Here is a 12754-nt window from a genome sequence, read left to right as displayed (position 1 = left end):
ATGCAAATGATTCTCTTTTGCTGTAAGGTGCAGCCGCTGCCCTTGCCGCCGCGGGCTGTTCCCTTTCCCAGTTGTCGCCCGCCCCGTGTCCACGCCTGTCGAACCGACGGATGTCGCGCAGCTGTGCGCGGCCCATTACCGGCCGCTGCACGCCCATGTCCGCCGCAAACTCCCGCAACGCAGCGACGCCGATGACGTCGTCCAGGAAACCTGGCTGCGTGTCGTCAAAGTCGCCGCCAGCGGCCTGCTGAGCAACGGCCGCGCCTATCTGTACCGCGTCGCCCACAACCTGATCGCGGATCACTACCGGCAGCGCCAGCGCCGTCGCGAAGAGGTACTGGATGACACGCAGTTGCAGGCCATCGCCGATCCTGCACCACTGCCCGAGCAGCGACTGCTCGACGCCGAACAGCTGCGCCACCTCGACGCGATCGTCGCCGCGCTGCCACCGCGCTCGCGCCAGGTGTTCCTGCTGGCGCGGGTTGAACAATTGGCGCTGGCTGAGATCGGGCGCCAGCTCGGCATCAGCCGGCAGACCGCGCACGGCCATCTGCTGCGCGCCCTCGTCGCTCTGCAGCAGGTGCCCGGCGCATGAGCCAGGACGCGATCGCGCGCGAAGCCGCACGCTGGTGGCTGGATGGACACGATGGCACCCGCGACGAGAACGCGTTCGACCAGTGGTGCCAGGCCGATTCGCGCCATGTTGCGCAGTACCAGCATCTGCAGCACCTGTGGCAGGCAGGCGCGACGCTCCCCAGCCTGCAGCGGCAACAGCAGCGCAGGCAACGCCGTCGCCTGCGCGAAGCCGGCATTGCGGTTCTGTTGCTGTGTGCGCTGGGTTTCTACAGCCGCCATGCCTCGCCGCCGGTGGCGCAGGTACTGCGTACGGCCGCTGGCGAGATCCGCGAGGAGACCCTTCCGGATGGTTCGCATGTCCTGCTGTCACCCGGCAGCGAAGTGAAGGTGCGCATCGATGGGCAGCGCCGCCAGCTCCAGTTGCAGCGTGGCCAGGCCTGGTTCCAGGTCGCCGCCGATGCCGACCGGCCCTTCCAGGTGCACACCCCGCAGGGCACCGTCACTGCACTGGGGACCGCATTCGATCTTGCCGTGCAGGGCAACAGCAGCGTGGTCACCGTTACCGAGCATCGCGTGCGCGTGGACAGCGGCAACGCCAGCATGCTGGCCAACGACGGCGAGCAGCTGCGCTTCGATGGGCAGTCAACAGCCCATGCAACAACCAACGCCCCCGGAACACTGGCCTGGCGCGAACGGCGCCTGCACTGGGTCTCGGCCCCGCTGGCCGACGTCACGCAGGGCCTGGACCGCTGGCACGGCGGGCACACGTGGGTCGTCGGCGAGCAGCTGCGCCAGCAGCCGGTCACCCTGCTTGGCAGTGCCGACGGTGCAGCCAGCAACCGCGACCAGTTGGCCACTCAGTTGCAGGTGCGCGTGCTGCGCCTCGGCGACGGCATACAGGTGTGGCTGCCGCCACGCAGGGAACAGCGTGATGGGCCCTGACATCCGGCCTGCGGCTGCGTCTACCCAGGATGACGACGCTCTGCGTCAGCCCCTGGAGCCCCCGATGCTGTGCCCCCGCCCCCTTGTCCTCGCCCTGTCGCTGGCCTGCGCCAGCACCGTTCCACTGCTGCCAAACAGCGCCCACGCGCAGGCCGCCACTCGAAGCTACGATCTGCCCGCCCAGCCACTGGCGGCCGCGCTGGACGCCTACAGCCGGCTGACCGGTGTCGATCTGGTGATCGGCGCGGCGCTTCCCGCTGGCCATGCCGCGCCCGCCCTTCGCGGTGACTTCGACGATGCGCAGGCCCTGACGCGCCTGCTGGCGGGCAGCGGCCTGCGCCCGCGCTTCATCGATGCGCGCCGCGCCACTCTGGAGCCGGCGCCGGCCGAGCGCGGCGATGGCAGCCGCCGCACCGGGCCCTTGCGGGTGCAGGGCAATACCGCGCACGGCCATTCCCCCGGTGCAGGTGCCAGCCAGTATGTACCAGCCACCCGCGATGGCTTTGCGCCTTCGATCGGCAGCGAGCGCGTGGCGATGGCTGAACGCCAGGAAGGCAACAGCCTGCTGCGCTCGATGCCTGGCACCCACAGCTTCCATTCGCGCAGCCAGCCGGGCCTGCAGGTCAACATCCGCGGCATGACCGGTGCTGGCCGGGTCAACACCATGATCGACGGTGTCACCCAGACCTTCCGCAACAATGCCGGGCATGGCTCGGGTGGTCCGTTCGCCTATGTCGATCCTTTCCTGCTGGCCGGCTTGGACGTGCAACGCGGTGCGGTCGCCGGTGGTGATGGTGCGGGTACGCTGGCCGGCAGTGCCAACTTCCGCACGCTGGATATCGACGATCTGCTTGGTGAGGGCCGTGACTGGGGCCTGCGTGCAGGCTATCGCCACGGCAACAACGGCTACGGCAGCGGCCGTACCTTCGCCGGTGCCTGGCGCCACAGTGAAGAGGGTGGCGACCGCCAGTTCGGCCTGCTGGCGGCTGCCAGCAGCAGCCGCAGCAGCGAATACGCAACCGCGCGTGGGCAGAAGAACAACGCCGACCCGGGTAGCCAGCAGCCCAGCAGCTGGCTGTTGAAAGCACGCCTGCAGCCCAGCGACCAGCACCGGCTGAACCTGAGCCACATGCGTTACGAAAACGACTTCTACCACAACTATCCGTGGCAGATTTCAGCGCGCAACCAGCGCGCCAGCTACCACTACACGCCCTATTCGCCGTGGATCGACCTGCGTGCAACCTTCGCCGGCAACAAGACCCGGCTGTTCTATCCGCCAGTGGAGGATTCCAGCTACATCGGTCGCCGCACCCACAGCAGCCTGAGCAGCTGGACCGTGGACAACACCAGCCGCTTCGACATCGGGGCACTGCAGGCACGATGGAACACCGGCATCAAGCACCAGTCGGACATCTATGTGGCCGACACCCCCGTCCTGCGCGGTGCCAACCCGCAAGGTCGCAGCCAGCTGGACAGCGTGTTCAGCACGCTGGAGCTGCAGCACGACATCTACGCGCTGACCGCCGGCCTGCGCCAGGACCGCTTCGGCATCCGTGGCCACATCCCGGTGTGCTCGGATGTGCCCGGCCAGTGCGCGGAGATCAACGGTGGCGGCATCGACGTGCGCCATACCCAGCGCGCACTCAGCCCCAGCCTGGCGGTATCGTGGCAGCCCACCGACTGGCTGCAGCTGTTCGCAGAAGCCTCGCGTACTTCCCGCCCGCCGCGGGTGCAGGAGATGTTCTTCGAGAAGATCCCGCTGGAAGGCATGAGCGATGCCGATGGCGTGGGCGCCAACCCGTTCCTGCGCCGCGAGCGCTCGCGCAACCTGCAGTTCGGTGCCAACCTCAGCACCGACTCGCTGCTGGTCGACGGTGACCTGGCACAGCTGCGGATCACCCGCTTCGACAACCGCATCCGCGACTACATCAAGCCGCAGTATCTGCTGATCGTGCATCCGCCGGAAGTGGAACCGTTCGTGGTGCCGATCGACAGCGATCCGCAACTCACTGCCTGGACCGATGCGCTGGACGTGGACGACTTCAGCACCACCACGCGCTGGATGAACCACCCCGGCGTGGTGCGCATGCGCGGTATCGAACTGGAAGCGCATTACGCCAGCGAGCACTACCACGCCACGCTGAGCTGGACCCGCTCGCACACCAGTGCGCCGGCCATCGAGTTCGTCAACCTGGAAGACATCACCGCCCTGCCCGACCGCTACTGGACGCTGGACGTGGGCGGCCGCTGGTGGCAGCAGCGCGTGCAGGCCGGCCTGCGCGCCGAGTACTCCGGGCCGACCGAGGAAGGCTACGACTTCTTCCAGACCCGCAAGACCGGCGGCACCGGCGTGCTGCTCGACTTCTACGCCAGCTTCAAGCCCCAGGCCAACACCACGCTGTGGCTGAACATCGAAAACCTGCAGAACAAGGCCTATGACAACAATGCCTCGATCGACAGCATCTTCAGCCCGATCCTGGACCGCGGCAACGGCCGTGGCCGTACCGTCTCGATGGGCGTCAATGTGGCGTTCTAGCCGTCGCTGGCTGCCCGTATGCCTGCTCGCGCTGGCGACCGTGGCCAGCGCGCAGTCGATGCCTGGCTCAGTGATCGACCTGGCCAACGGCCGGCACCTGGACGAAGCCGCGTTCGTGGCGCGTGCGACGGACGCCCGGAGGCTGATGCTGGGTGAGCGCCATGACCTCGCCGGAGACCACGCCGCCCAGCGCTGGCTGCTGCAGGCGCTGCAGCGGCGGCGCCCGCAGGGTTCGCTGGTGCTGGAAATGATCGCCAGCGAGCGCCAGCCACGCCTGCAGCGGGTGCAGCGCTGGCTGGCCAAGGGCAACCAGGCCGAAGGTGCACGCCTGCAGGAACTGCTGGAATGGGATACGCGTTGGCCGTGGGCCGCGTATGGCGGGCTGGTACAGGATGCTGCCGATGCAGGCACGCCGCTGTTCGGCGGCAACCTGTCGCGTGCCGAGGTCAACGCGCTGCTCGCGTCCACCAAGGGCGTACGGTTCCCGGTGGCCGCTGCCCGCCAGCGCCTGTCGGCGGTGGTGCTGGCCCAGCACGCAGACGCAGCACCGATGCTGGAAGGGATGCTGGCCGTGCAACAGGCCCGCGACACACGCATGGCACAGGTGCTGCTCGATGCGCCCGCGCCGGCGCTCCTGGTAGCGGGGCGCTGGCATGTACTGCGCGGTACCGGGGTACCGGGCTACCTGTCACCGGCTACGCCTGCGCTGGTGATCGCATTGGCTTCGCCGGGTGAAACCGTGGATGCGGCGGATGCCGATCTGCTGTGGGTGCTGGACGATGAGTGAGCGCGGCCAACACTGGCAGGCGATCGCGATCACCGCCGTCCTGCACCTGCTGCCCTTGCTGCTGTTGGTGCACTGGGTGGCAGCGCCGCCGATGCTGCCGCCGCCGGAGCAGGACGTGCGCATCAGCCTGCGCCTGCTGGCGCCGGCCACGCCGCCGCAGCCCGTAGAGGAGCGCCAGGCCGACACCCCCAGCCAGGCGCAGCAGGCGCGCGCATCGCAACCGGCAAAGTCGCCCTCGCCACCGAAACCCACCGCCGCGCGCGAGGGCGAGTTGGCCGCCAGCGAAACGGGCGGGACGGGTCGAACGCCGCTGCCGGTCGCCCCGCCGGCGGCCGCGACCGATGCCAGTCCCGCACCGGCATCGATCACGGCCGCTCCGCCCGCTCCAGACGCGCCACCGGCGGACTTCCAGGCCGGCGCCGCCAGCGACCAGTGGGAAGCCCGCCTGATGGCGCGGCTGGAGCGTTACCGCTATTACCCTGCCGCCGCACGCTCGCGCCGGCAGCAGGGCACTGCCTGGGTCAGGGCCAGCATCGACCGCGAAGGCCGCCTGCTGGCTCTGCGGCTGGAACAGTCCAGTGGCCAGCCGATGCTCGATGACGCTGCGCTGCAGACCTTCCGTCGCGCGCAGCCGCTACCGCCCATTCCCGATGAACTGAAGGCACCACAGGAACTGGTGGTGCCGGTGGAGTACTACCTGCGCTAGGCGGCGTAGGCCTCCGCCTCGATCTCGAACAGCATGCCGTCCAGCGCCAGTCGCGGCACCGGGATCAGCGTGCAGGTGGGCGCCGCACGGTTCGGCCAGCGTCGCCGCACCTGGTGGGCAATGATGCCCAGCCGGTCCTCATCGTGGCCGACCACCAGGATGCGCAACCGCGCCACATCAACCAGGCTTGCCTGCGCCGAGCGCAGCGCGGTCTGCAGGTTGTCCAGCGCCTGCCCGACCTGGTCTTCGAAGCTGGGCGAGAGACGGCCCTGCGCATCTTCACCGCCCTGCCCGGCCACGTGGATCACCCGTGCCGGCAGGCGCACCACCGCCACGTGTGAGTAGCCGTTGGCCGAAGGATCGTAGAGGCCCGGTGGATTGAACAGCTCCAGCAGGCCATGGCTGAAGTCCGGTGTGGTCAGCAGGTTCATGCCGCGCGCCTCGTGGGGGTTGCCGGCAGTCTGTGACCTCAACCCCGGTTGAGGTCAAACGGATCCGGTGCAACAGACCGGTCTGCCACGCGCAACGATCACGCGATCCCGTGGAATCGAGCCTGCTCGACTTCCGCTGACGAAAAGCAGTCGAGCTATCTCGACTCTACAGAAGCGTGGTCACGTCCACGCCGGATCTGCGGTGAAATCGATGGTCAGCCAGAACGTGCTGCCCCGAGCATCCAGCCTGACCGCGATCTCATCACGCATCGCATCGACCTCGCCCACCGAGCCCAAGGGCGTAGCCGGATCGGCCAGCACATGGATCTCGATGAAGCGCATCCGCCCCATCTTCGCCACGTGGCTGGTGAAACCGGCATAGCCACGCTCGGCCACGAATGCCTGCATGACCTGCTGCACGCGCCGGTCCAGATCATCCGGCGCCACCTGGAGTACTTCGCGCATGGCCTTCCACGCACTGCGCGCCGGTACCGGCAGTACCGCCAGGCTGATCAATGCCAGCACGATCGAATCCAGGTACGGCACCCAGTGGTGCCACTCACCGCCATGCAGGACCAGGGCCAGTACGAAGGCCAGCACTACCGCCAGGCTCATCAAGCCACCCAGCAGCCAGCCCCGTACATCCAGCCACAACAGCGCCGAGCGCAGGCGCCGCGCCCGCTGGGCGACGAACGCCGCCATCGCCAGGTTGCTGGCACTCAGCAGCGCCGCCCACCACAGCGCGGGCCCGAATTTCACCTCGTGTCCGCCCGTGGTCAAACCGATCACCGCGTTGGCCAGCGCATACACGCAGGCCAGCGACAGGATCACACCGCCCAGCGCCTCGACCATCGGCTCCAGGTGCCAGTAGCCGTACTGGAAGCGCGGGCTCTGTTCCCGCGCCACCAGCCGCAGCACCGACAACGACACCAGGGTCAGGGCAACGTCGACCAGGCTGTACACTCCGTCGAACAGGATGGCCTGCGATCCCACCAGCAGGCCACCGCTGAAGCCGACCACGCTGACCGCGATGGTGAACCCGATCGAGAACTTCAGGATGCGTTGCTCGCGCGCGGTATCCATCGTTCGCCGAAGGGCCGACCGTCGCCGGTCAGGCCTTCAGTACCTCCACCTTGTACGAGGTCACATCGCCGTCGTTCTCGATGATGAGCCCGTGCACGTCCGACTCGAAGCCCGGGAAGCGGGCATTCTGCTCACGGGCGATGCGCAGCGACTGGATGATCGGCTCATCGCTGTCGCCAAAGCGCTCGCCCGGCATGATGGTCGGAATGCCCGGCGGGTACGGCACCAGCATGGTCGCGGCGATGCGACCACTGACCTGCTCGATGTCGACCCGCTCGATCTCGCCCTTCACCAGGTGGTTGTAGGCATCGGCCGGGGTCATCACCGGGGTTGGCAGATCCACGTACATCTCGCGCATCACCTTGGCCACCGCGAATTCCTGGTTGAACGCATGCAGCGCGTCGCACAGGTCACGCAGGCCCCAACCGGCGTAGGCATTCGGATAGTCGGCGGCCAGCGTCGGCAGTGCCTGGCTGAGCGGCGCATTGCGGTCGTACAGTTCCTTGAACGCCATCAGTTCGGTGACCAGGGTGCTCCACTTGCCCTTGGTGATGCCCATCGAGAACAGGAACAGCACCGAGTACAGGTTGGTCTTCTCCACGGTGATGCCGCGGCCCCACAGGAACTTGCTCAGCACTGCCGCCGGAATGCCCAGCTTGCCCATGCTGCCGTCCATCGCCAGGCCCGGGGTCAGCAGGGTCACCTTGATCGGGTCGATCAGAACATAGTCATCCACCAGGTTCTCGAAGCCGTGCCAGTGCGCATCCGGCTGCAGGTACCACTCCTCGCGCTTGGCCACCATCGGTGCCGGCGTATCGCCCTTGTCCAGACTGCGCTCGACCTGGGTCGGCTGCCACACGCTGAACCACCAGTCGTCGCGGCCGAGATCATCGCGGACATGCAGCATCGCGCGGCGGAAGGCGATCGCCTCGTCATGCATTTCCTGCACCAGCGAACGGCCGGCGTCGCCTTCCATCATCTTCGACGCCACATCACAGGCCGCGATCACTCCGTAATGCGGGCTGGTCGAGGTGTGCATCATGAACGACTCGTTGAAGCGCTCGGCATCCAGGTTGCGCTGCGCCGAGTTGCGCACGTGGATCATCGAGGCCTGCGAGAACGCGGCCAGCAGCTTGTGCGTGGAATGCGTGGTGAAGATGATCGCATCCTGCTCGCGCGGCTTGCCCTTGGCCATGCCGTAGTGGTTCTCGTAGAACGGATGGAACGCAGCGTAGGCGTACCAGGCTTCGTCGAAATGCAGGAAGTCCACCGCGCTGCCGATCTCGTCGGCGATCTTCTCGGCGTTGTAGCACAGGCCATCGTAGGTGGAGTTGGTAACCACTGCGATGCGCGGCTTGGAGCCGGCCTTGTAGGCCTTGCTGGCCAGCGGGTTGGCGGCGATACGCTGCTGCAGCGACTCGGGCGTGAACTGGTCCAGGCTGATCGGGCCGATGATGCCATGCGCGTTGCGGCTGGGGGTGAAGTACACCGGCACCGCGCCGGTCATGATCAGCGCGTGCAGCAGCGACTTGTGGCAGTTGCGGTCGACGAATACCACGTCGCCGCGGGCCACTGTGCCGTGCCAGACGATCTTGTTGGCGGTGGAGGTGCCGTTGGTGACGAAGAAGGTATGGTCGGCACCGAAGTTGCGTGCGGCCTCGTTCTCGGCGTCCTTGATCGGACCAGTATGGTCAAGCAGCGAACCCAGTTCCGGCACCGAGATCGACAGATCGCTTCGCAGCGTGTTCTCGCCATAGAACTGATGGAACGCGCGGCCGACCGGCGATTTGGTGAACGCCACGCCGCCGGCATGGCCAGGCGTATGCCAGGAATAGTTCGACTCGGCCGCGTGATGGATCAGCGCCTTGAAGAACGGCGGCAGCAGGTTCTTCATGTAGTCTTCGGCCGCGCGCATCACCTGCCGCGAGATGAAGCTCTTGGTGTCTTCGAACAGGAAGATGAAGCCGTGAATGTACTTGAGCAGCTTGCTCGGCACCTTCTCGATGGTGCGGCGCTCGCCGTACAGGAACACCGGCAGGTTGGCGCGGCGCGCGCTCTGCTCGCGCAGGAAGGCGGTCAGGCGCTGGAACTCGCCATCCACCTCTTCGCTGCCATCGATCGAGATCAGCACCGCCGACGCCGCCACGTAGGTGCGGGCACCGGCACGGGCATCATCCAGGTTCAGGCCGCACAGCACGCGCTGGTCGTTGCTGCGCAGCTCTTCCACCAGGGCGCGGATCAGGATGCCGCCGATGCGTGGCGACTCGTAGTCGTTGTCGATGACAATGACCGGGTAGTCCAGGGACTTGAAGTACACGTTGATTCTCCTTGTCTAACTCAGGAACGCTGGGCGCCGGCGCTGATCGCCGAGGCCTCGCGGGCGCGCTGCCGCTGCTGGCGGCGCTCCTCGCTGAAGAAGGGATAGAACACGGTGATGAACAGCACGAACAGGAACGCGTACTGCACGATGGTTCCCGACGAGCCGTAGATCGCCCACAGGCAGTAAACGACGGTCAGGCTGGTCAGGGTCCAGAACGCACCGGTGTGGACCAGGGTGTGCGAGCGCTCGACCACGAAGTAGCAGGCCACGCACGAGTAGATGTAGGGCAGCAGGGTCAGCACCACCGCCGCCGATGTGATCACGTCGAACTGTGCCGACGCGGTTTCCGAGGTGGAGGTGACCAGCACCGCCAGGGTCATCAGCACGGCCACGATCAGCACGCCCTTGACCGGCACGTCGTCCTTGTTGGTCTTGCTGAAGATGCTCGGGAACAGGCCGTCATCGGAGGCCGCCTTGGCGCTCTGTGCGGTCAGCAGGATCCAGCCGCCTAGGGAACCGGCAGCGCCGATGAAGGCACACAGGCTGACCAGCGCACCGCCCCAGCCACCGACGGCCTTGGCCGCAGCCAGTGCGAACGGCGCATCGGAGGTCTGCAGTTCGCCATTGGGCACCATGCCCATGATCACCGAGGAGCTGGCGATATAGGCGATGGCAGCCAGGAACACGCCGGCCAGGGTGGCACGGGCCACGTTCTTTTCGGGGTTCTCGACCACACCAGCGGTGACCGAGGCCGACTCGACGCCAATGAAGGCCCACAGCGTCAGCGCCGCGGCGCTGGAGATCGCGCCGAAGTTCGATTCGCCGGACACGTTGTAGGCGCCCTTGAAAATGTCGGCATCGAAGAAGAACCAGCCGAAGATGGCGATGCCCAGGATCGGCACCAGCGCAAAACTGGTGGTGACGGTCTGCACCCGGCTGACGAACGCCGGACCGATCACGTTGGCGAAACTCAGCGCCCACACCAGGATCAGCACCGCGATGCAGCGCACCAGCGGCTCGGACAGGATCGGGAAGAAGTAGCTGAAATAGCCCACTGCGGCGATCGGAATGGCGACGTTGCCGATCCAGTTGGCGAACCAGTAGATGGTGTTGGTCTGGAAGCCCATGTACGGCCCGAACCAGTCGCGCGCATAGGCGTACGGGCCGCCCGCCTTGGGTGCCAGCTTGCCCAGCTTGGCGAACACGAAGGCCAGCAACAGCGCACCGGCGGTGGTGATCAGCCAGCCCCAGATCGAGGCGGTACCAATCTTGGCCAGGCTCGATGGCAGCAGGAACACGCCTGAGCCCATCATGTTGCCGGCGACGAGGAAGGTGGCTCCGACCACCCCGATTTTCTTTGCTTCTGCCATGACGATCTCCGGTACTGGCATGAGCCCGGCAGCACCGGGCGTGGGGACGGTTGCGCTGGCGTACGACCGCTGGCGCCTATTTGATGAAGTTGTATTGAAGGCTGCCCTGCACCCGGACCGTGTCGCCGCGTGCGCCGCCCTGCTGTTCCAGGCGGCCGTACAGCAGCTCCATGCCCATCGTCCACGACGGCGCGGGGCTCCAGATCAGGTTGAATACGCCGTACCGGCTCTGTCGGAAGGCATCGGCCGCCAGTGCAGCGTTCCGCTCCAGGGTCAGCTGGCCGAAGATCAGGTTCGATCGCCACAACTCGGACCAATAGTGGGTATAGCCGACGAAGCCGCCGTGCAGGTCCAACGCGTCGAGGCGGCCATCGGCACCGACCACCGCGTCCAGCCCGGAGCCGGTCAGGTCGGCGGTATAGCGGCTGAGGCCGCGTCCTCCCAGCGCACCGAACAGCAGCAGGTCGCGCTCGCCCACCGAGGCCGAGCCACTCAGCTGCAGGCCGCCGGCCATTCGCCGGTCGCGCTCGCCATCGCCGTCATAGGCCAGGCTGCGCGCCACCGCGCCCACCTGAAGGTGGCCCCAGTCGCGCTCCATGCGCGCGGTCACGGTTACGTCCGGCAGACGGTTCACCGCAGCCCGCTCATCACTGGCACCGGCAAGTTCAGTCTTCGGGTCTTCGGCCGCCACGGTCAGCGTGCTGCCCTTGCCCATCGTGAAGCTGTGGTGGATGCCGGCCACCAGCAGATAGCCGGCGCCACCCGGCCCGGCGAAGTCCAGCGTGTCGGGCAGGCTGTCCGGGTCCATGAAGCTGGAGTAGCCATAGCCGGCATAGGTATTGCCGAGCTGTCCATACGCATGCCGCAGGCGGAACTCGTAGCCATCGCTGCTGCCGAAGAAGTCGTTCTCCAGATAGAAGCGCAGGTTGCCGTGCGTGGTTGGACGCCGCGCCTCGAAGCTGAAGCGGGTCTGCTTGGCGTGGATGTTGAAGTTGGAGACATCGCGGTGGCTGCCGCCCACCGGCATCGACGAGGGAATGAACTGATCCTCGTCGCCGGCCGCGCGCGAATCGGCGATGGCATCCAGCTTGGCGTAACCGCCGATGCGGATCACCGTATCAGTGCCGGGTATGGCAAAGAACCCCTTCAGATCCGGGTCGGTCGGGCCCGCCGCACTGTCCGGTCGCGATGCCGCAGTGGACGGATCAGCGACCGAATCGCGCTGCGGCAGTACCGGCTGCGCCACACCCGGCACCTGGGTGCGATGGATCACGTCGGAAGGGGCGGCAGAGGCCATCGGCGCCATTGCAGGCGCGGCTGTTGCCTGCGCAGGCGCAGCATCGCGCTGCTCAAGCCGGTCCAGCCGTTGCTGCATGCCTTCCAGCGCCTGGCGCATGGCGGCCATCTCGCGCCGCAATGCCTGCGCATCCTCTGCATCACCCTGTTGAGCGTACGCCGGCGTGATCGCCAGTGCCCCCAGGCATGCCAGACTCAGTACGGCCAAACGCATTGCATCCTCCCCTGACGAACACTCGCATCACGGTTCCGGAGCGCATGCATGCGCCGCCCTGGCTTCGCGTTGCCGTTGCTGGAAATGCGGGTACTGCGTCGACGACATCGGCCAGCCTGCGCACGGCAGGCAACAGGACGATGACACTGCCCCGCCTGCACCCATGTCGACTCCATCAAGGCCGCGCTGCCAGAGAGGTGGCGACCGCAGCGGTCTGGGTAACAAGCACAGAGTGAGAGTGTCGTGAATGGCTGTGCCGGCCGACCCTGATCAGGGCGTGGCGAGCGCGGCATCCATCGCGCATTGACGCTGTATTCCATGCGTCAAAGGCTAGTCCGTTTGTCGCTTTTGGCCTTGATTGGAATCAAGGCACGATGCTTGATCTCAGTCACGATTCAGACGTGACGACGAACAGACAATGCGCAAGCGGTTGTGTTCGCCTGGGGCAGGAACGCAACAGGCCCGCATGTCACCATGCGGGCCTGTGGTCTAC

At 66.7% G+C, this 12754-nt stretch carries 10 protein-coding genes; 5 read left to right on the top strand and 5 right to left on the bottom strand.

Going from position 1 to position 12754, the window contains the following annotated elements; translation table 11 throughout:
* Positions 1–85: 85 nt before the first annotated feature.
* The 5 genes from AC5P9L_RS05465 (at position 86) to AC5P9L_RS05445 (ending at position 5547) form a co-directional block, all read left to right on the top strand.
* Complete coding sequence (locus AC5P9L_RS05465; RefSeq protein WP_012480592.1) at positions 86–595, top strand: RNA polymerase sigma factor; 510 nt, start codon at positions 86–88, stop codon at positions 593–595.
* Complete coding sequence (locus AC5P9L_RS05460; RefSeq protein WP_059034702.1) at positions 592–1518, top strand: FecR family protein; 927 nt, start codon at positions 592–594, stop codon at positions 1516–1518. The genes AC5P9L_RS05465 and AC5P9L_RS05460 overlap by 4 nt, the downstream gene beginning before the upstream one ends.
* A gap of 64 nt (positions 1519–1582) precedes the next feature.
* Positions 1583–4054, top strand: a complete 2472-nt coding sequence (locus AC5P9L_RS05455) for a TonB-dependent receptor (protein WP_262101606.1) — start codon at positions 1583–1585, stop codon at positions 4052–4054.
* A complete protein-coding gene (locus tag AC5P9L_RS05450) occupies positions 4041–4841 on the top strand; it encodes a ChaN family lipoprotein (protein ID WP_262101605.1) in 801 nt (266 codons plus the stop codon). The genes AC5P9L_RS05455 and AC5P9L_RS05450 overlap by 14 nt, the downstream gene beginning before the upstream one ends.
* Positions 4834–5547, top strand: a complete 714-nt coding sequence (locus tag AC5P9L_RS05445) for an energy transducer TonB family protein (protein WP_049395905.1) — start codon at positions 4834–4836, stop codon at positions 5545–5547. The genes AC5P9L_RS05450 and AC5P9L_RS05445 overlap by 8 nt, the downstream gene beginning before the upstream one ends.
* Here AC5P9L_RS05445 and AC5P9L_RS05440 read toward each other — a convergent pair.
* The 5 genes from AC5P9L_RS05440 to AC5P9L_RS05420 form a co-directional block, all read right to left on the bottom strand.
* Positions 5544–5978: a RidA family protein gene (locus tag AC5P9L_RS05440; RefSeq protein WP_005410065.1), complete on the bottom strand. Its 435-nt coding sequence runs from the start codon at positions 5976–5978 to the stop codon at positions 5544–5546. The genes AC5P9L_RS05445 and AC5P9L_RS05440 overlap by 4 nt on opposite strands.
* Before the next feature lie 180 nt (positions 5979–6158).
* Positions 6159–7061 carry a cation diffusion facilitator family transporter gene (locus AC5P9L_RS05435; RefSeq protein WP_005410066.1) on the bottom strand — a complete coding sequence of 301 codons (903 nt, stop codon included), beginning with the start codon at positions 7059–7061 and terminating at the stop codon, positions 6159–6161.
* Positions 7062–7089: 28 nt separating this feature from the next.
* A complete protein-coding gene (locus AC5P9L_RS05430; protein ID WP_005410067.1) occupies positions 7090–9378 on the bottom strand; it encodes an Orn/Lys/Arg family decarboxylase in 2289 nt (762 codons plus the stop codon).
* 20 nt (positions 9379–9398) lie between these two features.
* On the bottom strand, positions 9399–10751 hold the full coding sequence (gene adiC / locus AC5P9L_RS05425; protein ID WP_005410068.1) for an arginine/agmatine antiporter: 1353 nt from the start codon (positions 10749–10751) through the stop codon (positions 9399–9401).
* Between the two features lie 76 nt (positions 10752–10827).
* A complete protein-coding gene (locus AC5P9L_RS05420) occupies positions 10828–12261 on the bottom strand; it encodes a DcaP family trimeric outer membrane transporter (RefSeq protein ID WP_043034673.1) in 1434 nt (477 codons plus the stop codon).
* Positions 12262–12754: the final 493 nt, after the last annotated feature.

The sequence above is a fragment of the Stenotrophomonas sp. YJH_SMC_64 genome (genome assembly GCF_059371375.1).
The sequence above is the reverse complement of the archived record's forward strand: the minus strand, read 5'-3'. Positions and strand labels throughout refer to the sequence as shown.